The 24,915-nt window shown below is 70.0% G+C and carries 24 protein-coding genes; 8 read left to right on the top strand and 16 right to left on the bottom strand.

All coding sequences use genetic code 11. The annotated features are described in order from the left end of the window. Positions 1–21: 21 nt before the first annotated feature. The 7 genes from KCQ71_RS10565 to KCQ71_RS10595 form a co-directional block, all read right to left on the bottom strand. On the bottom strand, positions 22–1,290 hold the full coding sequence (locus KCQ71_RS10565) for an ABC transporter ATP-binding protein (RefSeq protein WP_223405588.1): 1,269 nt from the start codon (positions 1,288–1,290) through the stop codon (positions 22–24). 37 nt (positions 1,291–1,327) lie between these two features. Beyond that, entirely contained in the window at positions 1,328–2,173 is an 846-nt protein-coding gene (locus tag KCQ71_RS10570; RefSeq protein ID WP_223405590.1) for a carbohydrate ABC transporter permease, read from the bottom strand. Beyond that, positions 2,173–3,144: a carbohydrate ABC transporter permease gene (locus KCQ71_RS10575; RefSeq protein WP_223405592.1), complete on the bottom strand. Its 972-nt coding sequence runs from the start codon at positions 3,142–3,144 to the stop codon at positions 2,173–2,175. Before KCQ71_RS10575 ends, KCQ71_RS10570 begins: the two co-directional genes overlap by 1 nt. Next, positions 3,141–4,430 carry an extracellular solute-binding protein gene (locus tag KCQ71_RS10580; RefSeq protein ID WP_372454004.1) on the bottom strand — a complete coding sequence of 430 codons (1,290 nt, stop codon included), beginning with the start codon at positions 4,428–4,430 and terminating at the stop codon, positions 3,141–3,143. Before KCQ71_RS10580 ends, KCQ71_RS10575 begins: the two co-directional genes overlap by 4 nt. 191 nt (positions 4,431–4,621) lie before the next feature. Further along, positions 4,622–6,163 carry a carboxyvinyltransferase gene (locus KCQ71_RS10585; RefSeq protein ID WP_223405594.1) on the bottom strand — a complete coding sequence of 514 codons (1,542 nt, stop codon included), beginning with the start codon at positions 6,161–6,163 and terminating at the stop codon, positions 4,622–4,624. A 116-nt stretch (positions 6,164–6,279) separates the two neighbouring features. Beyond that, positions 6,280–7,632, bottom strand: a complete 1,353-nt coding sequence (gene phoH2 / locus KCQ71_RS10590) for an RNA 5'-3' helicase PhoH2 (RefSeq protein WP_223405891.1) — start codon at positions 7,630–7,632, stop codon at positions 6,280–6,282. A 370-nt stretch (positions 7,633–8,002) separates the two neighbouring features. Next, entirely contained in the window at positions 8,003–8,764 is a 762-nt protein-coding gene (locus KCQ71_RS10595; protein WP_223405596.1) for an isoprenyl transferase, read from the bottom strand. Between the two features lie 184 nt (positions 8,765–8,948). Between KCQ71_RS10595 and trhA the strand changes: the two genes are divergently transcribed. Then, a complete protein-coding gene (gene trhA / locus KCQ71_RS10600) occupies positions 8,949–9,662 on the top strand; it encodes a PAQR family membrane homeostasis protein TrhA (protein WP_223405598.1) in 714 nt (237 codons plus the stop codon). Positions 9,663–9,716: 54 nt separating this feature from the next. Next, positions 9,717–10,670, top strand: coding sequence for a PPK2 family polyphosphate kinase (locus KCQ71_RS10605; protein ID WP_223405600.1), 954 nt, complete (start codon positions 9,717–9,719; stop codon positions 10,668–10,670). 24 nt (positions 10,671–10,694) lie between these two features. On the opposite strand, the gene KCQ71_RS10610 is transcribed toward KCQ71_RS10605, so the two are convergent. Genes KCQ71_RS10610 through mca form a run of 3 tightly spaced genes read right to left on the bottom strand, consistent with a single transcriptional unit; the run spans position 10,695 to position 12,678 of the window. Next, positions 10,695–11,540, bottom strand: coding sequence for a nitrilase-related carbon-nitrogen hydrolase (locus KCQ71_RS10610; protein WP_223405602.1), 846 nt, complete (start codon positions 11,538–11,540; stop codon positions 10,695–10,697). Next, positions 11,537–11,800: a hypothetical protein gene (locus KCQ71_RS10615; protein WP_223405604.1), complete on the bottom strand. Its 264-nt coding sequence runs from the start codon at positions 11,798–11,800 to the stop codon at positions 11,537–11,539. Before KCQ71_RS10615 ends, KCQ71_RS10610 begins: the two co-directional genes overlap by 4 nt. Beyond that, positions 11,800–12,678: a mycothiol conjugate amidase Mca gene (gene mca / locus KCQ71_RS10620; RefSeq protein ID WP_372453996.1), complete on the bottom strand. Its 879-nt coding sequence runs from the start codon at positions 12,676–12,678 to the stop codon at positions 11,800–11,802. Before mca ends, KCQ71_RS10615 begins: the two co-directional genes overlap by 1 nt. A 92-nt stretch (positions 12,679–12,770) precedes the next feature. Here mca and KCQ71_RS10625 point away from each other — a divergent pair, with 92 nt between their 5' ends. Next, positions 12,771–13,202 carry a DUF4307 domain-containing protein gene (locus tag KCQ71_RS10625; RefSeq protein ID WP_223405606.1) on the top strand — a complete coding sequence of 144 codons (432 nt, stop codon included), beginning with the start codon at positions 12,771–12,773 and terminating at the stop codon, positions 13,200–13,202. Between the two features lie 43 nt (positions 13,203–13,245). On the opposite strand, the gene KCQ71_RS10630 is transcribed toward KCQ71_RS10625, so the two are convergent. Continuing rightward, a complete protein-coding gene (locus KCQ71_RS10630; RefSeq protein ID WP_223405608.1) occupies positions 13,246–14,796 on the bottom strand; it encodes a hypothetical protein in 1,551 nt (516 codons plus the stop codon). 459 nt (positions 14,797–15,255) lie between these two features. On the opposite strand from KCQ71_RS10630, the gene greA reads away from it, so the two are divergent. Beyond that, the gene (greA, locus tag KCQ71_RS10635) at positions 15,256–15,771 is read left to right on the top strand and encodes a transcription elongation factor GreA (protein WP_223405895.1); all 516 of its coding nucleotides are present in this window, start codon (positions 15,256–15,258) and stop codon (positions 15,769–15,771) included. A gap of 78 nt (positions 15,772–15,849) precedes the next feature. Here greA and ilvA read toward each other — a convergent pair whose 3' ends face one another. Both ilvA and KCQ71_RS10645 read right to left on the bottom strand, forming a co-directional pair. Further along, on the bottom strand, positions 15,850–17,052 hold the full coding sequence (gene ilvA / locus KCQ71_RS10640) for a threonine ammonia-lyase (RefSeq protein WP_223405610.1): 1,203 nt from the start codon (positions 17,050–17,052) through the stop codon (positions 15,850–15,852). A gap of 10 nt (positions 17,053–17,062) precedes the next feature. After that, positions 17,063–18,286, bottom strand: a complete 1,224-nt coding sequence (locus tag KCQ71_RS10645) for an AI-2E family transporter (protein WP_223405612.1) — start codon at positions 18,284–18,286, stop codon at positions 17,063–17,065. A 140-nt stretch (positions 18,287–18,426) separates the two neighbouring features. On the opposite strand from KCQ71_RS10645, the gene msrA reads away from it, so the two are divergent. Together msrA and KCQ71_RS10655 are read left to right on the top strand one after the other, a co-directional pair. After that, complete coding sequence (gene msrA / locus KCQ71_RS10650; RefSeq protein ID WP_223405614.1) at positions 18,427–19,119, top strand: peptide-methionine (S)-S-oxide reductase MsrA; 693 nt, start codon at positions 18,427–18,429, stop codon at positions 19,117–19,119. A 123-nt stretch (positions 19,120–19,242) separates the two neighbouring features. Continuing rightward, on the top strand, positions 19,243–20,220 hold the full coding sequence (locus KCQ71_RS10655; RefSeq protein WP_223405616.1) for a class I SAM-dependent methyltransferase: 978 nt from the start codon (positions 19,243–19,245) through the stop codon (positions 20,218–20,220). Between the two features lie 76 nt (positions 20,221–20,296). On the opposite strand, the gene KCQ71_RS10660 is transcribed toward KCQ71_RS10655, so the two are convergent. From KCQ71_RS10660 to KCQ71_RS10670, 3 genes are all read right to left on the bottom strand, one after another. After that, positions 20,297–20,698, bottom strand: coding sequence for an FKBP-type peptidyl-prolyl cis-trans isomerase (locus KCQ71_RS10660; RefSeq protein WP_223405618.1), 402 nt, complete (start codon positions 20,696–20,698; stop codon positions 20,297–20,299). A gap of 80 nt (positions 20,699–20,778) precedes the next feature. After that, positions 20,779–21,768: an acetylxylan esterase gene (locus KCQ71_RS10665; protein WP_223405620.1), complete on the bottom strand. Its 990-nt coding sequence runs from the start codon at positions 21,766–21,768 to the stop codon at positions 20,779–20,781. Positions 21,769–21,870: 102 nt separating this feature from the next. Further along, a complete protein-coding gene (locus KCQ71_RS10670; protein ID WP_223405622.1) occupies positions 21,871–22,761 on the bottom strand; it encodes a Bax inhibitor-1/YccA family protein in 891 nt (296 codons plus the stop codon). Between the two features lie 328 nt (positions 22,762–23,089). Here KCQ71_RS10670 and KCQ71_RS10675 point away from each other — a divergent pair, with 328 nt between their 5' ends. After that, on the top strand, positions 23,090–24,049 hold the full coding sequence (locus KCQ71_RS10675; protein ID WP_223405624.1) for an ABC transporter ATP-binding protein: 960 nt from the start codon (positions 23,090–23,092) through the stop codon (positions 24,047–24,049). Beyond that, positions 24,046–24,891, top strand: coding sequence for an ABC transporter permease (locus KCQ71_RS10680; protein WP_223405627.1), 846 nt, complete (start codon positions 24,046–24,048; stop codon positions 24,889–24,891). Before KCQ71_RS10675 ends, KCQ71_RS10680 begins: the two co-directional genes overlap by 4 nt. Positions 24,892–24,915: the final 24 nt, after the last annotated feature.

The raw sequence follows: 24,915 nt of genomic DNA on the forward strand, positions 1-24,915 counted from the left end.
TCACCCTCGGCTCAGCTCGGCTCAGGAAGCCTTCGCGTCCTCGCGTGCAGCGCGCTCCTTCGCCCGCGCGGTCGCACGCTGGCGTGCCTGCGCGGCCTCGGCATCGATCGCGGCCGCCTTCTCGTCGTCGCGAGTGAGGCTGTCCTGGCTCTCCGGGTCGAACACGTGCACCGACGCCGGGTCGAACCAGAGCGTGGCGGCGTCGCCGTCACGGATGGTGCTCAGCGAGTCCAGCGCCACCACGAGCTGGGTCCGCATGCCCTCGCCGTCGAGCTCCCGGTCGAGCTCCTCGAGCTGCTGCTGCACCGCCGGGTCGGTCTCGAACGGCACGTAGGCGTACAACTCGGACCCGAGCCACTCGGTGACGTCCACGTCGGCATCGAAGGTCACCCCGCTGCCGCGCTTGTCCTGCGCGACCACGTCGGCGTCCTCGAACGCGTCCGGTCGGATCCCGACGATGACCAGTTCCCGGTCCCCGATGGCGGCGCGGAGCCGGGCGTCCAGTGGCACCCGCACGAACGGCAGCACCAGATCGGTACCCTCGACGCGCCCGGGTAGGAAGTTCATCGGGGGTGAACCGATGAACCCGGCCACGAACAGGTTCACGGGCTGGTCGTACAGGGCGCGCGGGCTGGCCACCTGCTGCAGCACCCCGCGCCGGAGCACGGCGACCCGGTCACCGAGCGTCATGGCCTCGGTCTGGTCGTGCGTGACGTACACGGTGGTGGTGGCCAACCGCCGCTGCAGCCGGGCGATCTCGGTGCGCATCTGCCCGCGCAGCTTGGCGTCCAGGTTGGAGAGCGGCTCATCGAAGAGGAACGCCTGCGCCTGGCGCACGATGGCGCGTCCCATCGCGACCCGCTGGCGCTGGCCGCCGGAGAGGTTGGCCGGCTTGCGCTCGAGGTGCTCGTCCAGCTCGAGCAGCGTGGAGGCGTTGCGGACCCTGCTGTCGATCTCGGTGTCCGTGTACTGACCCTTGGTCAGCCGTAACGGGAACGCGATGTTCTCGTAGACGGTCAGGTGCGGGTAGAGCGCGTAGTTCTGGAACACCATGGCGAGGTCCCGGTGGCGCGGGGCGAGGTCGTTGACCCGCTTCCCGCCGATCTCCAGGTCGCCGGAGGTGATGTCCTCGAGGCCCACGATCATGCGCAGCAGGGTCGACTTCCCACATCCGGACGGGCCCACCAGGATCACGAACTCACCGTCCGCGATGTCCAGGCTCACGTCGTTCACGGCCGGGAACCCGTCGCCGTACTTCTTCACGATGTGGTTCAAGGTGATCGAAGCCATCTCCGATGTCTCCTTCTACTCGTTCGCGTCAGGGCAGTCAGCCCTTGACGGCTCCCTGGGTCAGTCCGGCCACGATCTGTCGTTGGAACAGCAGCACCAGCACGATCACCGGAATGGTCACCACCACCGCGGCCGCCGAGATGGCACCCGTGGGATCCTCGAAGTAGGACTCACCGGTGAAGAACGCCAGTGCGGCGGGTACCGGTCGAGCGGCGCTGGTGGAGGTCAGTGAGATCCCGTAGACGAAGTCGTTCCACGCGATGAAGAACGCGATCAGGGCCGTGGTGAACACCCCGGGCGCGGCCAGCGGGACGATCGCCTTGCGGAACGCCTGCATCGGGGTGGCCCCGTCGACCTGCGCGGCCTGCTCCAGCTCCCAGGGGATCTGACGGAAGAAGGCCGCCAGCGTCCACATCGAGATCGGCAGGGTCAGCGACAGGTACGGGATGATCAGCCCGGCCCAGGTGTCGTACAGCCCGATCGAGCGCCAGATGTTGAACAGCGGCGTCACGATCGAGATCACCGGGAAGATCGACACCCCGAGGGCGGTGGTCAGCACGAGCCGCTTGCCGGGGAAGTCCAGCCGGGCGATCGCATACGCCGCAACGGTGGCCAGCACCACGGCGATCAGCGTCGCGATCAGCGAGATGCCGATGGAGTTGCGCAGGGCCGGCAGGAACAGGTCGCGGGCGGAACCGTCCGGGCCGAGGATCTGCGTGTAGTTCTCCCACGTCCACGTGGTCGGCAGGAATCTGCCGGAGGTGAGGTCGCCCGGCAGCTTGAACGACGTCGCCAGGATCGAGAACACCGGGAACAGCGCATAGACGAGCACCAGCACCGTGATGACGGCCCACCACATCTTCTGGCGTCCGGTGAGAGCCATCAGTTGCCTCCTCGCGCGCTCGAGAGGTCCACTTTGAACAGCTTGATCGCCACGAAGCAGATGACGACCACGGACAGGAACAGCAGCACCGAGACGGCGGAGCCGAGTCCGATCTCGAGGCGCCCGATGGACGTTCGATAGGCGAGCAGTGAGAGCACGGTGGTGCCGTTCGCGCCGTTCGTCATGACGAACACGTTGTCGAAGATGCGGAACGCGTCCAGTGCCCGGAACAGCACGGCCACCATGATCGCGGCCTTCATGTTCGGCACGATCACCCGCTTGAACACCTGCCAGCTGGTGGCCCCGTCCACCTTCGCGGCCTCCTCCAGCTCCCCCGGGACCTGCGCGAGGCCGGCGAGGAGCAGCAGCGAGATGAACGGGGTCGTCTTCCAGATCTCCGAGGCCATGATCACGAACAGGCTCGTCCCTTGGGACGCGAACCAGTTCAGGTCCTCGCTGACCCCCGGGACCCAGTCGAACCAGGAGTTCACGTAGCCGGAGCTGATGTCGAAGGCGTAGAACCACGCGAACGCCGAGACCACCGTGATGATGCCGTAGGGCACCAGGATCGCCGTGCGCAGCGCGCCACGCAGGTTCTGGATGGCCCGGTGCATGACCAGCGCGAGGGCGAAGCCGATGACCAGTTCGACCAGTACGGTCACCACCGTGATGAACAGTGTCACCCCCATCGCGGACCAGAACACCGGGTCGGTGAGCACGACCGCGTAGTTGCCGAACCCGACGAACTCGTTGGCGTCGGGCGCGGTCAGCCGGATCCGGGAGAGGGAGTCGATGAACGCCTGCACGATCGGGTAGAGGGTCACGGCGACCATGACGATGAACGCCGGCGCCGCGAGCATCAGACCGAGTCGGGCCTCGGATCGGGCCCGGTCGCTGGCGCGCGGCTTCCTGCGCGAACTGCGTTCCTTGACGTCAGGACCGGTCGCGGGCCTGCTCGCACTATGACTCACAGCAGACGCTCCCCTCGCAGGACGGCGGTGATGAGCTCGGTGGCCGCTTCCGGAGACGTGTCCGGGTTCACGTCGGAGACCGGGTACCAGGTCTCCTGCAGCCCGGTGCTGATCTCGTTGTAGAGCGGTGTCTGCGGCCGTGGCGCGGCCTGCTCGAGGGAGTCCCGGATCATCTCGTACATCGGGAAGGTCTCCTGGACCTCGGCATCCTCGTAGGCCTCGGTGTTCGAGGCCGGGTTCCCGTCGTTGACCATGTAGAACGCCTGGTGCTCGGGGGTGACGATGCACTGGGCGGCCTCGAAGGCCAGGTCGGTGTGCTCACTGAACGCACCGACGCCGAGGTTGATCCCGCCCACCGGGGGCGCGGAGTCGGTGCCCTCGGTGACCGCCGGGTAGAGCGCCCAGCCGATGTCGTCGAGGACGGACTGGTCGAGGAGCCCGTCGTCGACCGCCTGTTGGGTGGAGGTCCACACGAACGGCCAGTTCACCATGAAGGAGGCGTCATCGCCCTGGAAGAGTCGCAGCGACGCGGACTCGTCGGAGGTCGGCAGGCCCGGGCCGCCCAGGCCCTCGCTGCCGATCTGCTCGAGGATCCGCGCGGCCTCGCGCCCGGCGTCGGTCTCGAGGCCGAGTTCGGTGTCCTCCGCGCTCGAGCCGGGGTTCGTGATGATCTCACCGCCGGCAGAGGCGATCAGGGCGTTGATCCAGACGGTGAGGGACTCCCCCTTGATTCCCTGGACCGCGAGGTAGCGATCCTGGTCGGTGGCCACCTCGATCAGCTGGTCCCAGGTCACCGGTTGGGACATGTCCAGCCCGGCCTCCTCGACCACGGACTCGCGGTACCAGAGCAGCTGGGTGTTGGCCCAGAACGGGATCGCGACGAGTTCGTCGTTCCAGGTGGCCGAGTCCAGCGAGCCCTGCACCACGTTCTCGGAGACGGCCTCGGCCACATCGTCGGGGATCGGCGCCAGGAAGCCCGGCTCGGAGAGCTCGGGGATGAACGGCGGGTCCAGGCTCATCAGGTCGATCGAGCGGTCCTCCGCGGCGAGGCGTCGGGCGAGCTGCTCGCGCTGGGCGGCGGCATCACGCGGCAGCAGCACCGTCTCGATCGTGTACGCGCCGTCCGCTGCCTCCGTGCACTCGGCGGCGATCTGCGCCTGGCCACCGTTGTCCGAGTTGATGTACCAGTTCAGCGTCGGCGGGCCATCGTCGGGCGCACACGCGGCGAGGGTCGCCACGAGTGCTGCTCCGGCGGTCGCCGCGACCATTCGGTTTCGTCGCACCAGACCTCCCCAAAGATCACGTCATCGACTGACCTCAGGCGACAGCCAACACCCGATCGGGTGAGTGCGCACGTCGAGCGCGTGCCCGTGCGGCCCGGACCGGAGGGCCGCACCACGCAGGCGAGTGCCCGCGATCACGCTCACATCCGTCGAGGCGTGAGCGAGATCGCGGGCACCGGCGCGGCTCCGGGCGATCAGTCCCGGAAGGTCTCGATCTGGGCGCCGAGCTCGATCAGTCGCTCCTGCAACTGCTCGTAGCCGCGGGCGATGATGTCCACCCCGCGGAGCACGGAGGTGCCCTTCGCAGCGAGCATGGCGAGCAGGATGACGACGGCGGGACGCAGCGCGGGCGGGCAGCTCACCTCCGCGCCGGACCAGTGGGTCGGGCCGTTGATGTCGAGCCGGTGCGGGTCGAGCAGGCGCACGTCCGCACCGAGCCGGGTCAGGTTGGTCAGGTGGATCGCGCGGCTGTCGTAGACCCAGTCGTGGATCAGGGTATGACCCGACGCACTGGCCGCGATGACGGCGAAGAACGGCAGGTTGTCGATGTTCAGCCCAGGGAACGGCATCGGGTGGATCTTGTCGATCGGGGCACGCAGGTCGCTCGGGTGGACGGTGACGTCCACCAGCCGGGTCCGTCCGTTCGCGGCGGCGTACTCCTCGGAGACCGTGTAGCTCAGGCCCATCTCGGAGAGCGTCGCGAGCTCGATCTCCATGAACTCGATCGGCACCCGGGAGACCGTGATCTCCGAGTGCGTGACGATGCCGGCGGTGAGCAGGCTCATCGCCTCGACCGGGTCCTCCGACGGCGCGTAGTCGACGTCGACGTCGATCTCGGAGCGGCCGTGCACCCGCAGGGTGGTGGTGCCGATGCCGTCCACCCGGACGCCGAGCAGTTCCAGGTAGAAGCACAGGTCCTGGACCATGTAGTTCGGGCTGGCGTTGCGGATGGTGGTCACGCCCGGGTGCCGGGCGGCGGCCATGATCGCGTTCTCGGTGACGGTGTCGCCACGCTCGGTGAGGACCACCTTGATGTCCCCCGGGCGGTTCGGGTCGACGGTCGCGTGGTAGGCACCGGAGGTGGCCACGACGTCGAGCCCGAACGGGCGAAGCGCGATCATGTGGGGCTCCACGGTGCGGGTGCCCAGGTCGCAACCGCCCGCGTAGGGCAGGTCGAAGGTGGCCTCGGAGTTCAGCAGCGGTCCGAGGAACATGATGATGCTGCGGGTCCGGCGGGCCGCGTCGGAGTCGATCCCGCTCAGGTCCAGCCGGGCCGGGGGAACGATGTCCAGGTCCTTGCCGTTGGCGGACCAGGTGGCCTCCACGCCGATGGACCGGAGTACGTCGACGATCCGGTCGACCTCGACGATCCTGGCCACGCCACGCAGCCGGGTCCGGCCCCGGTTCAGCAGGGAGGCACAGAGCAGGGCGACGGCACCGTTCTTGGACGACTTGACGGTGATCGTGCCGGAGAGCTGCTGACCGCCGGTCACCCGCAGGTGTGAGGCCCGCGGCGCCCCGATGGAGAGTAGATCGGCCTCGAGGGCGCGGTTGATCCGGGTGAGAAGCTCGACGGAGAGGTTCTGACTGCCCTGCTCGATCCGGGCGATGGCGCTCTGCGAGGTGTTCAGACGCTCGGCGAGCTGGCTCTGGGTCAGGCCCTTGTTCTGACGGGCCCCACGGATCAGGGTGCCGATCTCGGCCACGGAGGTATCGGTCTCTTCAATCACGGTCATTGCCTCACGATATCTCACATCTGAGATAATGCGAGGGTCCGTGACCTAGAACACAGCGCGTGTCGCACGATTGGGCGCCGACCTCATGCGCGGCGCGCATGAGGTCGGCGCAGAGATCACGCCTCGATGCCCTCCAGCAGCTCTGTCACGAGCGCCGCGACCGGGGACCGCTCGGACCTGGTCAGCGTGACATGGGCGAACAACGGGTGCCCCTTCAGCGCCTCGATCACGGCGGCGACCCCGTCGTGACGTCCCACCCGGAGGTTGTCCCGCTGGGCGACGTCGTGAGTGAGGACCACCCTGGAGCTCTGCCCGATCCGGGACAGCACCGTGAGCAGGACGTTGCGCTCGAGCGACTGGGCCTCGTCCACGATCACGAACGCGTCGTGCAGGGACCGGCCCCGGATGTGCGTGAGCGGGAGCACCTCGAGCATGCCCCGGTCCATGACCTCCTCGACCACCTCCGAGGAGACCACCGCACCGAGGGTGTCGAAGACGGCCTGCGCCCAGGGGTTCATCTTCTCGGCCTCGCTGCCCGGCAGGTAGCCGAGCTCCTGGCCGCCGACGGCGTACAGCGGCCGGAACACCATCACCTTCCGGTGTTCGCGCCGCTCCAGCACGGCCTCGAGCCCCGCGCAGAGTGCCAGCGCGGACTTCCCCGTCCCCGCCCGGCCCCCGAGCGAGACGATGCCGATCTCCGGATCGAGCAGCAGGTCGATCGCGATCCGCTGCTCGGCGCTGCGTCCGTGCATCCCGAAGATGTCCCGGTCGCCCCGAACCAGCGCGATCTGCTTGTCCGGCGTGACCCGCCCGAGCCCCGAACCGCGCGGCGAGTGCAGCACCAGCCCGGTGTGACACGGCAGGTCCCGGACGCCGTCGCCCATCGACAGGTCCGCGATGGAGAGCTGCTCGTCCCCGAACAGCGTGGCCATCTCGGACTCGGTGACCGAGGCCTCGGACATGCCCCGCCACCCGGAATCGACCGCCAGCTGGGCCCGGTACTCCTCGGCCCGGATCCCGACCGCGGAGGCCTTGACCCGCATCGGCAGGTCCTTGGAGACCACCCGGACGCATCGGCCCTCGGAGCGCAGGTTCGCGGCAACGGAGAGGATCCGGGTGTCGTTGTCACCCAGGCGCAGCCCCGAGGGCAGGACCGACGGGTCGGAGTGGTTCAGCTCGACCCGGACGGTGCCGCCCGCCTCGCCCACTGCGATCGGCTCGTCGAGCTTGCCGTGCTCGACCCGCAGGTCGTCGAGGATCCGCAGTGCACTGCGGGCGAAGTAGCCGAGCTCGGCGTGGTCGCGCTTGGCCTCCAGCTCGGTGACGACCACGATCGGCAGCACCACGTCGTGTTCGGCGAACCGGAAGATCGCGCGGGGGTCGGAGAGCAACACCGAGGTGTCCAGGACATACGTGACGCGTGCGCCGTCGGTGCCGTCAGGGGCGTGCGGATCGGGGACCGGCAACACGCCGGGGAGTCCCTCACCGCCCTTCGATGTGCCGGGGATCGGATCGTCGAACGCGAGGGACTCACGGGTCACTGGTAGCTCCTCCAGATGGACCTGCTCCGCTGCGCATTGCCGCGCTGCGGTTGCGGGGTGAGGGCGGTCGGCCCGACGAGGGGCCGACGGCGGCCCCTCTCCCACCTGAGCGTGTGCTCCATGGGCTGGCCTCCCGGTGGGTGACCGGAGTGCCACCCAGTGATGACCACGCTACGACCGCAGCGCAGCTCTTCGTGGGAGCAGCGCGGCGTGGCGCGGCGAACCGCGAAGAGTTCACCTGCCGGACATGTTCGAGCCGGTGGGCCCTCGAGAGCCCACCGTGACCGGCGCCTTCGCCTCAGCGACCGAGGCGACGCTCGCGCTCACCGAAGGAACGCAGGGCACGCAGGAAGTCCACCCGGCGGAAGTCCGGCCAGTAGGCCTCGCAGAAGTAGAACTCGCTGTGCGCGCTCTGCCAGAGCAGGAAGCCGCCGAGCCGCTGCTCCCCGGAGGTGCGGATGACCAGGTCCGGGTCGGGCTGACCCTTGGTGTAGAGGTGCTCGGCGATCTTCTCGACCGTGACCACGTCGGTGAGGTCCTCGAGCGGGCGACCCTGCTCGGTGTACTCCTTGATCAGCGAGCGCACCGCGTTCGCGATCTCGTGGCGCCCTCCGTAGCCGACGGCGATGTTGACGTGCGCCCCGTCCACGTCCGCGGTGAGGGCCTCGGCCGCGCGCAGCCGGTCGGAGATCTCCTCCGGCAGGAGGTCCAGCTCCCCCACCATCCGCAGCCGCCAGCGCCTGGTGGTGGCGAGCTTCGCGACCGTGGCGGCGATGATCTCGAGCAGGTCGGTGATCTCGGCGGGGTCGCGCCGGAGGTTGTCGGTGGAGAGCATCCACAGTGTGACGACCCCGACACCCACCTCCTCACACCAGGTGAGCAGGTCGGTGATCCGGTCCGCCCCGGCCTGATGGCCCTGCGCCGTCTCCAGGCCCACCGAGCGCGCCCAGCGACGGTTCCCGTCCAGCATCACGCCGATGTGATGCGGTACCGGTCGGCCGTGCAACTGCTTCGCGAGCTTGCGCTCGTAGATGCCGTAGAGGAAGTTCGGTGGCCGCATCTCGGTTTCCGCTCCTCCTCGCGTGGGTGCCTGCACCCGATGGTCCCTCGCACCGTCGGGTGCAGGCACACGCTACAACTCTCAACCGGCGCGCGGACCTACGCTTGCGTAACCTACGATGGCGTAAGGACCGTTGCCCCCGACGGTCGGAATCAGCCTGCACCGAGACGATGAAAGGGCCTCCATGACACGCACCACAGCGCGCGGGCGCCGGCCCGGGCCGCCACCGGTGAGCGCCGAGCCCCTCGTCGCCCCGGCCCCCGACTTCAAGCCGCGGCTGCGCGGCTGGATCCACGCGATCATGGCCCCGATCGCGCTGATCGTCGGCATCATCCTGGTGGCGGGCTCGACCACGCCCGCGGCCAAGATCAGCACCGCCGTGTTCGCTCTCACCACGGTGATCCTGTTCGGCACCAGCGCGACCTACCACCGCGGCACCTGGTCTCCGAGGGCATTCGCCGTGCTCCGGCGGATGGACCACGCGAACATTTTCCTGGTCATCGCCGGCACCTACACGCCGCTGGCGGTACTGCTGCTGCCGGCCGGCACCGCAAGGCTGCTCCTCTGGCTCGTGTGGGGCGGCGCGGTCGCCGGTCTGCTTGCCCGGATCTTCTGGCTCGGCGCGCCGCGGTGGTTCTACGTGCCGGTCTACGTGGCGCTCGGATGGGTGGCTGTGGGCTTCCTGCCGGCGTTCTGGGCGAACGGCGGGCCGGCCATCGCCCTCCTGGTGATCGCGGGTGGGCTCGGCTACACCCTCGGCGCGGCCGCCTACGGCTTCAAGCGTCCGAACCCGAGCCCCACCTGGTTCGGATTCCACGAGATCTTCCACACCGGGACCGTGATCGGCTACTCCTGCCACGCGGTCGCGATCGCCCTGGCGGCGTTCTCGGCGGTGTGACCGGTGCGCCACTAGGCTGAGCCCACCACCGCCGCACCGCCGAGGGAGATCCGCATGGGCAAGGACGCCGACTGGGACGAGGCTCCCGCGGAGCTGCTCCGCGCGGGCCGGGACTTCGTGCTCGCAGACCTCGACCGGGACGCCACGCCCGGCTGGTCGGCGGGCAAGGCCGGGGCCGAGGAGGCCATGGCCGCCCGCGGCGAGGAACTCTCCGACCTCCAGGAGCGCCTGTTCGCCCACGGTCGCACCGGTGGCGACCGGTCGGTCCTGCTCGTGCTGCAGGGCCTGGACACCGCCGGCAAGGGCGGGATCGTGCGGCACGTCCTCGGGATGCTCGACCCGCAGGGAGTCGCCCTCGCGTCGTTCGGCGTACCCACCGAGACCGAGCGCAAGCACCACCACCTCTGGCGGATCCGCCGTGCCCTGCCGCCGGCCGGGCGCATCGGCGTGTTCGACCGGTCCCACTACGAGCAGGTGCTCGTGGTCAAGGTGGACGGGCTGGAGCCGGCGCAGGAGAACGAGGGCCGGTACGCCGAGTTGAACAGGTTCGACCGGCAGGTGATCAACTCCGGTACCACCGTGATCAAGGTCGCCCTGATGGTCTCCCACGAGGAGCAGGGCGCGCGGCTGCGGGAACGGCTCGAGCGTCCCGACAAGCACTGGAAGTACAACCCAGGCGACGTCGACACCCGGCTCAAGTGGAACGAGTTCCAGGACGCCTACCAGGAGATGTTCGAACGCACCTCCACCGAGGCTGCGCCCTGGTACGTCGTTCCGGCCGACCACAAGTGGTATGCGCGGATCGCGGTCACCGAGCTGCTGTACCAGGCGCTGGTCGGCCTCGACCTGTCCTGGCCGGAGGCGGACTACGACGTCGAGAAGGAGAAGGGGCGCCTGGCCGCCACCATGGCGGACCCCGCCTACCAGGCCCACGAGAACGAGGACACCGGCGGCGGCAAGAAGTCGAAGAAGGACAACAAGAAGGGGAAGAAGGGGAGGAAGAAGTAACCCCTCCCCCAGGTCGACCCGTCCCTAGGGGTCGAGCGTGGCCGCGCCGGCGGGCACCACCCGGTAGCGGCGGTGCCGCAGACTGGGCACCGCGTCGCGAACGCCGCTCACGACGGCGGAGTCCAGGTCCCCGTGCAGCGTCACCGTGGCCGCGGCGTCCGCCTCGGCGACCGGCGCTCCGAGCGGGTCGATGATCGCGCTGTGCCCGCTGCGTCCGGGGCCACTCTGGCTCGCCAGGAGCAGGTAGCTGGTGTTCTCCAGGGCCCGGGCGCGGGCCAGGGTCTGCAGCTGCGCCACCTTGCCGTCACCCGCGGCCCAGGCCGCGATCACCACGAGCACGTCCGCACCCGCGTCGGCCAGGACCCGGAAAGACTCCGGGAAGCGCAGGTCGTAACAGGTGGCGATGCCCACCCGGAACCCGCCGACGTCGAGGACGAGCGTGTTCTGCGGCTCCGGCTCGCCGGGAGCGAGCACGTCGGACTCGCGCACCCCGAACGCGTCGAACAGGTGCACTTTGACGTAGCGACCCAGCACGCGGCCGTCCGGACCGATCGCGACGGCGACGTTCAGTGCCCGGCCAGCGGCCGCCGTCGGGCCGCTTGCGACCGTGCCGGTCTCGATGGTGCCGACCACGACGTGCACGCCCGCGTCCCGTGCGGCGTCGGCGACGGCACGCAGGAACGGTCCGTCGGCCGGCTGGGCCAGCTCGAGACTCAGCCGGGGCGCCCAGCCCGCGGTGTACTCGGGCAGCACCACCAGCTGCGCCCCGTCGGCGGCCGCATCCGCGATCGCCGTGACGGCCATGCGTGCGTTCTCCTCGGGATCCGCGCCGGCGCTCAACTGCGCCACGGCCACCGGGAGAGTGCTCATGGCCGCGCGCCGTCGGGCGGCTCGGTGTTGTCGGCGGCGTCGGCGGTTCCGGCGGTGTCGGCCGTCTCCTCGTCGGCCGACTCCTGGGCGGCCGCGTTCGTCCGCGCGCGCCGCATGTGCTTGCCCAGGGACCGGGCCAGGAAGAACAGCACCACGGCGAGGAAGAAGAACACGGCGAAGCCGCCCACGCCCGGGGTGACGACGCTCGGGTCCGGGATGTCGTCGGCCAGCAGCGGCAGCATCGACACGGCCGAGGCCATCACGGCGTCTCCCGGATGCCCGCGAACAGGTCCGTCTCGGGGACGCCGGTCTCGACCCGGGACCGGGCCAGCTCGTACTCCTCGAACGGCCACGCCTCCCGCTCGATCTCCCGCGGCACCGCGAAGAAGAAGCCGTCCGGGTCGATCTGGGTGGCGTGGGCGAGCAGGGCCCGGTCCCGCTGGTCGAAGTAGTCGGCGCACTCGATCCGGGTGGTCACCTTGTCCGCGCGGTCGTCGCGGTCGCCCCAGCGCTCCAGCCAGTCGGCGTACGGCGACTCCTTGCCGGCGGCCAGGGTCGCCTCGTGGATCGCGGTGACGCGGGCGCGGGAGAAGCCGTGGTCGTAGTACAGCTTGGCGATCTCCCAGGCCGGACCGGCGTTCGGGAACGCATCCGGGTCGGCGGCGGCGTCGAAGGCCGCGGCCGAGACCCGGTGCGTCATGATGTGGTCCGGATGTGGGTAGCCACCGTTCTCGTTGTAGGTGGTCATCACGTGCGGTCGGAACTCCCGGACCACCCGGACGAGGGCCTCGGTGGTCACCTCGAGCGGCTCGAGGCCGAAGCACCCCGGTGGCAGCGGCGGCAGCGGGTCCCCCTCGGGCAGGCCGGAGTCCACGAAGCCGAGCCACCGCTGCGAGACCCCGAGCGCGGCCGCCGCGGCCGCCATCTCCCGGCGCCGGTAGCCGGGCATGTCCCGCAGCACCTCCGGATCGTTCTCGAGTCGCGGGTTCAGGATGTCTCCACGCTCGCCACCGGTGCAGGTGACGACGAGTACCTCCACGCCCTCGGCGGCGTACCGCGCCATGGTCGCCGCGCCCTTGCTCGATTCGTCGTCGGGGTGGGCGTGCACGGCCATGAGCCGCAGGTTCTGCGCAGCCAAGTGATCCTCCTGGGATCGGCGGTGGGACAATGGGCACGAAGGCGCGCGCCGGAACTCCGCGCGCGGCGACCCCCAGTCTAAGGATGGTACGCGTGGTGCAGGCACCGGCCCGGGCCGAGAACGAACCTTCGGCGGCCCTGCTCGCGGACCGCTACGGTCGTCGGCCCGACGGCGGAGCGCGCCGGCTGCGGGCACGCGTCCTGATCGGGGTGCTGGCCGCCGTAGGCATCGCGGTCCTGGTCTGGATCGCCGTCGACATGTTCGCGCCCTCGGTGGACAGCCGCGACGTCGGTTTCCACGTCGTGGACTCCGAGTCGGTGCGGGTGACCTTCGACGTCACGAAGCCGGCCGAGCGCAGCGCCGTGTGCACGCTGGAGGCGCTCAGCACCGGCTACGGCCAGGTCGGGCTGCTCGAGGTGGAGATCGGCCCGCAGCCGGCCGACACGGTGCGGATCACGTCCGAGGTGGCGACCAGTGAACTGGCCACCACCGGTCTGGTCCGCGCCTGCACCCTCACCGACTGATCGCACCCGGCCCGCACCGGGCCCGCCGGCCCCGACGCGTCGGCTAGTCGAAGGTCGACTCGAGCCACCCGGCCCAACCCTCCTCGGTCAGGTCGACGTCCCCGATCTCGCCCGCCGTCTCGGTCAGGGAGTCCCCGGTCTCGAGGGCGGTGTCGGACAGCTCGAACACGTCGATGCCGAGCGAGTCGGCGTAGGCGTACACGCTGCCGCTGAGGGCGTAGGCACAGCTCACGTCCTCGACGTCGTCGAAGTCCCGCGGCGACGGGAACGAGCCGTCCATGTCCTCCACGCAGCCCCGGAGCACCCGGCCGGTGTAGCTCAGCCTGGTGGCATAGGTGCCGTGACCCTGGAACAGCGACTCGTTGTACGTGGCCCAGCCCTCGGTGACGATGGGCCCGGCGTAGGCCGCCCGGGGCACGTTGACCTCATGGATGGCGTGGATGAACTCGTGCGTGATCGTGTCCTGGGTGTCGGCGATCCCGTAGGCCAGTCCATTGGGACCGACCGTCACGATGCCGCCCGCCGTGGCGTCCCAGCCACCGGTGGCGATGTCGTCCGGGACGCCGGCAGAGGGGAACGGCCGCGACTGCGGGAACAGGGTGCCGGCCCGGTCCCCGGTCCAGCCGTCGATCTCGTCCGGGTTGATGAACCAGCTGTTGAACCGGTCCATGTCGTCGCTGTAGAAGGAGAGGAACCGCTGGGCGTTCGCGACCCCGGTCTCGCTCTCATACCGCTCGACGACCCAGCGTGCACTCTCCTCGGCGGCCTCGGCGACGGAGTCGACCAGTTCCGACTCGTCCTCGTAGCCGGCCACGACCGAGTGCTCGGTGATCACCGCGTACAGCGGTTCGAGGTCCCACGGCGCCGGGTCGCCCTCGACCTCCCAGCCCGTGATCAGACCGCTCTCACCGTCGTCGCTGACGGCGATCGTGGCGCGGTAGTCGTTCACCGGCGCGTAGGCGAGGCCGGCGTCCGGGTGGTCGGAGTCGGTCGGGATGGTGGGCGAGCCCGCGGTCACCGCGCCGAGCTGGACGCTCTGGATGGCCGTGTTGTCGCGGTAGTTGGCGTTCTGCAGGCCCTGCATCGAGAACACGCCGCGGCTCCAGCCGAGGATCTCCATGTTGTCCCACCACAGCGACAGCGGTGCGGCGGCGTCGCCACCCACGTAGCTGAAGAACAGTTCCCGGTCCCGGGAGGCGAGCGCGGCGTTCAGCTGCTCGCTCAAGTGGGTGCCGGTGAAGCGACCGTCGGGCTGGGTGTTCGGGCGGCCGTACCCGTCGTCGGTGGGCATCGTGCCCGGGTCGGGATCCGCCGTCGGCCCGGCGTTCCGGTCCTGGACGAAGGCCAGCGAGGCGAGCACCACGAGGGCGACCACCATGACGGCGCCGAGGGCCATCGCCCAGCCGGGCAGCGGGCGGCCGCGGCGGCGCGGCTGCGGTGAGGTCTGCGGGGGGAACTGCGGCGCCGGGTAGGCGGGCATGTCGCGGTAGCGGTACCCGTAGGACGGTGCCGGGCCCTGGGCCTGTGCCGACGGCCGGGCTCCGCCCGGTGGCGACCAGCCAGCGTTCGCGACGCCGGGCGGGGCCGGTGCCACCGACGGCGGCGTCGCGGCGACACGCCGAACGGGTTCCGGAAAATGAGCGCCCGGACGCGGCGCCGGCTGGGCCTGGACGTACGGGCTCGGTGGCCCCGGCGGGATCCACTGGGGCGGCCCGGATGGCACAGAATTCTGGGGCGGTGGGGACGTCGCCGCACCAAACAGATCGTGCGGACCGGCCGGATCGGGACCGGGCGGTGGCGCCCCGTGACTCATGGCCCACCCCTCTCGATTTCGGCTCCATCGCGGCTTCTGCCGGCCGCCGCCAGCCTATCGTGGAGGGTACGTGGCACCGCTCGATCCGACGTCTCAGGACATGGATCGAACTATCCATTGGCCACGAGAATGCGCCCGACAGGTATAATTGACCTTTTCCACCGCCCCGGTGCGGTCCGCAACGGCATCCAGCCCGGGCAAATGGAACTCTCGCCCGCCTGTGAGCTGTCCGTCGTGGTCATGCGCTGGGGCTCGAACGTAGATGAAGGAGGAACCGTGTCCGAAACCACGTGGCTGACCCAGGACAGTTACGACCGTCTCAAGGCCGAGTACGACCACCTCGTGGGCGAGGGACGGACCGAGATCGCCGACAAGATCGAGTCGGCTCGCGAAGAGGGCGACCTCAAGGAGAACGGCGGATACCACGCCGCCCGCGAGGAGCAGGCGAAGCAGGAGGCCCGCATCCGACAGCTCGACGAGCTGCTCCGCGGCGCCCAGGTCGGGGAGGCCCCGGCCGACGACGGCATCGTCGAGCCCGGCATGGTGGTCACGGCCACCGTCGGCGGCGAGAAGATGACCTTCCTCCTCGGTTCCCGCGAGGTCGCCGGCGACACCGATCTGGACGTCTACTCCGCGAGTTCTCCGCTCGGCACGGCGATCCTCGGCCACAAGACCGGCGAGACCGTCGAGTACGAGACTCCGAACGGCACGTCCGTCAAGGTCAAGATCACCAAGGCCAAGCCGTTCACAGGCTGACCGCCCCGCCGGGCCGGACCCGGCGACATCCCGCTGCCCGCTCGACCACCCGGTCCGGCGGGCAGCGGCGTCTGTGGTCTACCGCACCTGATAGCCACGGTCCGTGAGCGCCCGCACCACGTCGGTGCAGTGCTCGGGGCCCTTGGTCTCACACTCGACCGCGATGTCCACTTCGTCCACGGCGAGGCCGGCGGCCGTTCGCACGTGCGCCACGTCCAGCACGTTCGCCCCGAGGCCGGCCAGGTCCCGGAGCAGTCCGGCGAGGTTCCCGGGGGTGTCCGGCACACGCACGTGCACCTGCAGGTAGCGCCCGGCGGCCACCATGCCGTGCTGGAGCACCTTCATGAGCACCAGTGGGTCGATGTTGCCGCCGGAGAGGATCGCCACGATCGGCCCTTCGTGCACGCCGGGCCGGGCCAGCAGATCCGCGACGCCCGCGGCGCCCGAGGGCTCCACGACCAGTTTGGCCCGTTCGGCGAGTAGGAGCATCGCGCGGTTGAGGTCCTCTTCGCTGACCAGATCCACCTGCCGCACCTCGCGGCGGACGATCTCGAGCGGGATCCGCCCGGGCTCGCCGATCGCGATCCCATCGGCCATCGTCTTCATCGTGGCCAGCGCGACCGGGTGCCCGGCGCTGATCGAGCCCGGGTACGCTGCCGCCCCCTCGGCCTGGACCCCGACCACCTCGATGTGGGTACCGAGGATCTCGTGCAGCGCCGTCGCCACCCCGGCGAGCAGGCCGCCACCGCCGGTGGGCACCAGCACGGTGCGCACGGTCGGGACCTGCTCCGCGATCTCCAGGGCGATCGTGGCCTGGCCGGTCACGATGTCCTCGTGGTCGAACGGGTGGATGACCTCACGTCCGCTCCGCTCCGCCTCCGCCCGGGCCTCCACGAGCGCCTCCCCCACGGTGGCGCCGTGCAGGCGCACCTCGGCGCCGTAACCGCGCGTCGCCGCGAGCTTCGGCAGGGCGGCGCCGACGGGCATGTAGATGGTCGCGGGGATGCCGAGCATCCGTGCGGCGAGGGCCACCCCCTGGGCGTGGTTGCCTGCGCTGGCGGCGAGCACCCCGGCGGCCTTCTGCTCCGGGGACAGCCGGAGCATGCGGGTGTAGGCGCCGCGGATCTTGAAGGAGCCGCCCGTCTGCAGGTTCTCGCACTTGAGCCAGACCTCGGCCCCGGCGATCGCGCTGAGCGCCCCGCTGTACTGGATCGGGGTCCGCTGGATCACGCCCTCGAGCTCGGCCGCGGCTGCCCGGATCCTCGCGAGGTCGACGGTCATGCCGCGGACCTCATGTCTTCGCCGTCACTTCGATGAGGTCAGGATCGGCGCCGTCCGGGTGGTTCAGGTAGTTCATCACCGCATTCACGACGGCCACGATCGGCACCGCGAACAGCGCCCCGACGATGCCGCCGATCAGTGTGCCGGTCGCCACCGCGAGCAGCACCGCGACCGGGTGCAGCTTCAACGCCCGGCTCATCAGGACCGGCTGGAAGAAGTGGCTCTCGAGCTGCTGCACCCCGAGCACGATCACCAGCATGATGAGCGCCCGGAACGGTCCCTGGTCCACGAGGGCCACGGCCACCGCAACGGCGCCGGTGAGCACGGCACCGATGATCGGGATGAACGAGCCGATGAACACCAGGATGCCGAGGGGCAGGGCAAGCGGCACCCCGAGGATCCAGGCACCCAGGCCGATGCCGACACCGTCGATGAACGCCACGACGATCTGGGTCCGCGCATACACACTCAGGCTGGTCCAGCCCCGCATCCCGGCGCCGGCGACCCGTTCCCGCGCGACCCGCGGGAACAGCCGGACGATCCAGCCCCAGATCGTGGCGCCCTCCTTGAGGAAGAAGAAGAGGCAGAACAGGGCGATCAGGGCGCCGGCCAGCACGTGCCCGACGGACGTGGTCACGGACAACGCGCCGGACAGGATCGAGTCGATGTTCGTCGAGAGCTGTTGCTGCAGCGCATCGACGTAGGAGTTGATGGTCTCCTCGCTCAGCGCGAGGGGACCCGAACTCAGCCACGCGATCCCGGTCTCGATCCCGTCCCAGGCGGTGTCGGCCAGGTCGGCGAACCCGCTGACCACCGACCTGCCCGCGAGCGTCAGCAACCCTCCGAGGAACAGGACCACGAGCAACAGGGTGACGACCACCGCCAGCGTCCGCGGCAACCGGACCCGTTGGCTCAGCCAGTTCGTGACCGGGGACAGCAGTGCGGTCAACAGGGCGGCCACGAGAACGGGGATCGCGACGGTCTTGATCTGGACGAGGGCCAGGGCGACGAGCGCCACGGCGGCCACGATCACCACCAGGCGCCAGGACCACGCCGCCGCAGCAGTCACCGGCGGCGGTACCGGCCCCGGGTAGGTCTTCTGCACCGGTGACGTCGGCGCGGCCCCGGCGGTTGGGAGGTTCTGCCCATCGACGTCCTCCGGCACCACCGGGTTAGGTTCAGGAACGTGCCCGACCTCAGGGTCGGCGGCACTGCCGCGATCATCGTTCGACATGGTGTCCTTCCTGGGGTTCCGGACCTCAGACTACGTGCCACCAGGGTGGGAACAGGGCACGTGAGCGCAGTGTTGTGGGTAGTGCGCCGGATCGGCGCAGAGACGGAAACGAGGTACTACGGATGATCTTCGGAGCCCGCATGCGAACGGCCATGGTCAGCCGCGAGGACGCGATGGAAGGCCACGAGCGTCCGCTCTACCAGGTGCCGACGACGCACACCGTGCTCGGCACCCCACTGCAGGGCCCCTGGCCCGAGGGCACCCGGACGGTCTACCTGGCGATGGGGTGTTTCTGGGGCGCGGAGCGGATCTTCTGGCGCCTGCCCGGCGTCGTGACCACGGCCGCCGGATACATGGGCGGCTACTCGCCCAACCCCACCTACGACGAGGTGTGCACCGGCCGCACCGGGCACACCGAGGCGGTCATCGTCGCCTACGACCCGAAGCAGATCTCACTGGAGCGGATCCTGGCGGAGTTCTGGGAGAACCACGACCCCACCCAGGGCAACCGTCAGGGCAACGATGTGGGGACCCAGTACCGCTCGGCGGTCTATTGGAGCGACCCCGCGGACGAAGCCTTGGTGCGCGCCAGCCGGGAGGCGTTCAACGCCGTCGTCCGCGAGCACGGCTTCAGCGACATCACCACGGAGCTCGCGCCGGCCACCGATGCGGGCACCTTCTACTACGCCGAGGGCTACCACCAGCAGTACCTCGACAAGAACCCGGGCGGCTACTGCAACCACGGCCCGAACGGGATGAGCTGCCCGATCGGGATCCTGCGCCAGGACCAGCTGCCGGCTCAGACCGACATCGCACCGCCGTCGGGCTCCTAGCCCGACGCGACGCGCCGCCCGGTTCCGGGTAGCGCGTCGCATCATCAGGACCGAAGCCGAGGTCTGCGGAGGGACCCTCCGGCTACTGTGCTGCCTAACGTCTTCGATGAGGAAAGGCCTCAGGTGGCAGACTCCGCACACTCCGACCGGGTGCTGAGGTTCTCCTCGGCACCGTCCCTCGAGGCGCTACCGGCGGCGATCGACGTCGCCACGTCGACGCCGCCGAACCCGCCACAGGAGATCCAGCAGAAGTTCGTCGGACTCTCCTACGAGGCCGCCTACAGCGAGGCCGAGACCTTCGTCAAGGTGGTCGACGAGATGGCCGTCAAGCACACGGGGTCCGGTGTCGCCGACGCGAACCGCATCATCGACTTCGGGGCAGGCTGGGGCCGGATCTCGCGGTTCCTGCTGGCCAGGACCGCGCCGACCCACATCCATGCGCTCGACGTGGATCCGGAGATGACGGCCCTGGTCAACGTGACGCTGCCCGGCATCAACGCGATGACCGTGGACCCGCTCCCACCCACGGTCCTCGGGCGGGGCGGGTTCGACCTCGCCGTGGCCTTCAGTGTGTTCTCGCACCTGTCCGGCCCAGCGCACGAAGCGTGGGCGAAGGAGTTCGCGCGGGTCGTTCGGCCGGGCGGGGTCGTTGCGATCACGGTCCTGGATGACCAGTTCATGGGCCAGGTCGCCGGTGCCCGGGCGGCCGTGGAGGCCGGCGAGGCGGACGACTTCGCGACGTCGCTGGCGACGACCTTCGAGGACGTCGACGCTGCGCGCGCAGGCTTCGACCGGGGCGAGATCCAGTTCGCCGGCAGCGGCGGCGGCGAGGTTCGCACCGGCGACTACTACGGCTGGGCCGCAGCGCCCGTCGAGTACGTCAAGCGGGTCTGGGGGGCGGCCGGCTTCTCGATCGTGGAGTGGGTGCCCGCCAACGTCCTGTTCCCGCAGGCCCTGGTGATCCTCATCCGTGGTGAGGACACGGTGGACGGCGCCGCCGAGCCGGTCAGCCGGCACGCCACCGCCGGTGCGGTCCCGATGACCCGCCGCGTCCGCGCACAGGTCGGGCGGGTGTTGCGCCGGCTGGGTCTGCGCACGTAGCACAGCACAGCCGAACGGGGCCGCCCGGACCATCTGGTCCGGGCGGCCCCGTTCGGTGTTCGCGTTGTCGATGCCGTCAGGAGGCGCCGATGATGTCCACGACGAAGACCAGGGTGTCGGTGCCCTTGATGCCCGCGCGCGGCATGCCGTTCGGGCCATAGCCCTCGTGCGGGGGGATCGAGACGAGCACCCGGGAGCCGATCGGCTGACCGACGAGGGAGTTGTCCCAGCCGGCGATGACGGCGCCGACGCCGATCGGGAACTGGATCGAGGAGCCGCGGTCGTAGGAGTTGTCGAAGATGCCGCCGCCCCAGATCTGGCCGAGGTAGTTGACGTCGATCGTCTGACCGGCCTCCACGAGGGCGCCGTCACCCTGGCTGATGACCTGGACGGCGAGGTCGGCGGGCGCCGCGTTCTCGGGGAAGGTCAGCGCGGGCTTGTCGCCGAACGAACCGGTGGCGCTGGGCAGGGAAGTCATGGATCCTCTTCTCGGATTCGGTGTCAGTGATCGATGCCAGCCTAAACGCCCGACGGCGGCCCTCGCCCCGGGCGGTGGTGTCACCCGAGCAGGTCGGCGAGCCAGCGCAGCTGCGCTGCGACCTGGAACCCGGCGCCACCCTCGTGGCCGTTGTAGCCGTACACCTCGATCTGCTTCGAGACGGTCGATGGCACGCCCGTGCCCGTGCCGTAGGCGTTGTAGGCCGCGTACACGGTCGACGGCGGGCACACCTGGTCCATCAGCGCCACCGAGTACAGGGCCGGCGCCTGTGCGCGCTTGGCGAGGTTCACGCCGTCGAAGTAGGAGAGGGTCTCCCAGACCCGGTCCACGGCAGGCCGGTGGACGGCGAGGTAGTTGGTGATCTCCGCATACGGCAGGTTCGCCGTGATCTCGACGGCGCGGCGGAAGTACTGCAGGAAGGGTACGTCGATCATCGCGCCGGCGACGTCCGGGACCAGGGCCGCGGCCGCCGTCGCGATGCCGCCACCCTGGCTGCCACCGGAGACGATCACCCGGGCCGGGTCGACCCCGGGCAGCGTGCGTGCGGCGTCCACGGCACGCGCGGCATCGGTGAACACGCGCCGGTAGTAGTACTGGGCCGGGTCCGCGATCCCCCGGGTCAGGTAGCCGGTCGCGGCCGGGTCGCTCCCGACCGGGTCCGGGGTGTCGCCGCCGTTGCCGGTGTAGCCCTGGCCACGGGTGTCCATCTTCAGGTAGGCATACCCGGCGGCGGGCAGCAGCGAGTGCTCGTGGGGCAGTCCACGCCCGCCGCTGTAGCCGATGTAGTTGACGACGATCGGCAGGTCGCCGGCGACGCCCGCGGGGCGGGCATACCAGGCCTTGATCGGGTGCCCGGCGAATCCCGGGAACGTGACGTCGAAGACGTCCACGTGGGTCAGGCCGGAGTCCACCTCGGTGACCTCGACGGGGGTGGTGTGAGCCCGTGCCTCGGCGAGCGTGCCGGACCAGAACTCGTCGAAGTCCGCCGGTTCGGCGACGTCGGGACGGTAGTCGATGAGCTGCGCGAGCGGCAGGTCGAAGAGCGGCATGCGCTTACCGTAGCGGTGCCCACGACACGGGAGGAGACGGCAACGGCGCGCCACCCCGGGTGGGGTGACGCGCCGGTGACGGGCTGCGCTGGGCGCTGAGGATCAGTTGCTGCCGCGAAGGATCGCGAGGATCCGCAGGAACTCCAGGTAGAGCCAGACCAGGGTGATCGTGATCCCGAAGGCGGCCGACCAGGCCATCTTGGCCGGGGCGCCGTTCTGGATGCCCTTGCTGATGGAGTCGAAGTCCCAGATCAGGTTCATCGCGGCCAGGCCGACGGCGAACAGACCGATGATCAGGCCGAGCGGGATGCCGAAGACCTCCACGCTACGCAGGCCGAACCCGTCCATGCCACCGAACACCATCAGGCCGACGTTGACGAGGGAGAACACCACGTAGCTGGCGCCCGCGATCAGCAGGAACCGCGTGAACTTCGGCGTGACCCGCACCTTGCCGCTCTTGAACAGCGCGAGGGTGACGGCGAAGGTGACGAAGGTGGCGAGGACCGCCTGGATGACGATGCCGGGCCACATGGTCTCGAAGACGCCGGAGATCATGCCGAGGAACGCGCCCTCGAACGCCGCGTACGCGATGATCAGCGCCGGGCTCGGGCTCCGCTTGAACGCGTTGACGAGGCCGAGTACGAAACCACCGATGAGGCCGATGAACAGGACCGGCATGCGCATCTCGGCCGGAACGGCGAACCAGGACAGCACGGCGACGCCGATGACGACGGCGAGCACACCCGCCGTCTTCATGATCACGTCGTCGTAGGTGAGCCGGCCGGTCTGCGCCGGGCCGGCGTCCGGGCCGTAGAAGGACTGCTCGACGCTCGCGAACTGCGGCTCGTAGCCCTGGGTGGCGGTCGCGCCGTAGGGCTGCGCGTTCGGCTGGCCGTAGCCGGGCTGCGCCTGCTGACCGTACGGGTTCACCGGTGCGTGGTTCGGCTTGCTCTTGCCGAACTCCGCGGAGTTCGTGAAGAAGGGATTTGCCATTCGTTGCCTCCGAAGGTCGCGCCGCCCCGGCCGCCGCCGCGGCCGGCCCGACGTGCATGGGCCGTCATCTCCCATCCTAGGGGCACGCGCCCGGCGGACCGGCGGGTGATCCAAAGATGGTTCCATCCGTAGAACGCCCGCGTCCGCGCGCGTGTTCCCGAACGGCACGTCCCGTTCGGCGATCTCCACCGATCGGATGAGGCCCTCACCCGACCGGGCGAGGGGAGGTCGCCCGAAGATCCGTCTACCGCAGGTGGGCGTGGCACGCGGGAAGTCCTAGCGTTGAGCCCAGCACCACAACCGTCGACCCGGAAGCGAGGCTGGCCCGATGATCGAGGCCCACGGCCTGACCAAGAAATACGGCGACAAAGTCGCCGTCAACGACATCTCCTTCACCGTCAACCCCGGTCGGGTGACCGGGTTCCTCGGGCCGAACGGCGCCGGGAAGTCCACCACCATGCGCATGATCGTCGGCCTGGACCGGCCCACCCATGGCTCGGTGACCGTCAACGGCAAGCCCTACGTCCAGCACCGCGCCCCGCTGCGCGAGGTCGGGGCGCTGCTCGAGGCGAAGGCCGTGCACTCCGGCCGCAGTGCGACCAACCACCTGCGTGGCCTGGCCGCGACGCACGGCATCGCCAAGGCCCGGGTGCACGAGGTCATCGATATGACCGGCCTGGCCGCCGTGGCGGGCAAGCGCGTGGGCGGCTTCTCCCTCGGGATGGGCCAGCGGCTCGGGATCGCCGCCGCGATGCTCGGCGACCCGCGCACCCTGATCCTGGACGAGCCGGTCAACGGCCTCGACCCCGAGGGCGTGAAGTGGGTGCGCACCATGGTGCGCTACCTGGCCGACGAGGGCCGGACCGTGTTCCTGTCCTCGCACCTGATGAGCGAGATGGCGATCACCGCCGACGAGCTCATCGTGATCGGACGGGGTCGGATCATCACCACCGGCGCCGTCCAGGACGTGATCGACGCCGTGACCAAGTCGAGCGTGCGGGTCCGCTCGCCGCAGGCCGAGGACCTCGTGGCCCGGCTGCAGGGCGCGGACGTGACCGTCACCTCCCTTGAGCCGTCGCTGCTGAAGGTGGACGGCCTCTCGGCCGAGCAGATCGGTGAGGCGGCCGCCGCCGGTGGGTTCGTGCTGCACGAGCTCACCCCGATGCGGGCCTCGCTCGAGGAGGCCTACATGACCCTGACCGCAGACGACGTGGAGTACCACTCCCACGGCGCCGGCGAGGAGACCGCACCCGCCGTCGTCGCCGAGACCGAAGGGGCGAACCGATGACCGCCACCACCGCCACCGCGCCCGTGACCCCCACCGAGGCGAACGGCTACCACCTGAACTTCGCGCGCATCCTGCGCTCGGAGTGGATCAAGTTCACCAGCCTCCGGTCCACCGTCTGGGTGGCCGTCGTGACCGTCGGGGTCATGGTCGGCTTCAGCTTCCTGATGGGCTTCGGGATGACGCAGATCGCCCAGGGCGGCGGAGGCATGGAGGAGGCGGGCTTCGGGGGTACGGGCACCGTCATCGGCACCAGCGTCGCCTCGTTCGGCTACTACTTCGGCCAGATCGTCGTCGCCGTCCTGGGCGTGCTGATCGTCACCGGTGAGTACTCGACCGGCCAGATCAAGTCCACGCTCACCGCTGTCCCCACCCGGCTGCCCGTGCTGGCGGCCAAGGGCGCGATCGTCGCGATCACCTCCTTCGTGCTCGGCGCCGTCGGGGTGGCGATCGCCGTCCTGGTCACCACGCCGATGCTCTCCACCTACGACCTCCAGGTGGACCTGAGCGACTCGGCCAGCCTGCAGAGCCTGCTCGGCGTGCCGCTGTACATGACGGCTATCGCCCTGTTCGCCTTCGCGATCGGCACCCTGATGCGGCACGCGGCCGCCGGGATCGCGACCGTCCTGGGAATGCTCCTGCTGCTGCCGATCCTCGGCTCGATCCAGATCCAGTGGATCCAGGACATCGCCCCCTACCTGCCCGGTGCCGCCGGCGAGCGGATCATCATCGGTGAGCAGCTCGGTGCGGTCCTGACCCCCTGGCAGGGCTTCGGGGTCCTCATGATCTGGGTGGTCGCCGCGCTGGCGGCTGCCGCAGTGCTCCTGCGTCGGAGGGACGCCTGAGCACTCAACCAGAGGAGGCGCCGG

The organism is Occultella gossypii (assembly GCF_019947135.1).
GTDB classification, from domain to species: domain Bacteria; phylum Actinomycetota; class Actinomycetes; order Actinomycetales; family Beutenbergiaceae; genus Occultella; species Occultella gossypii.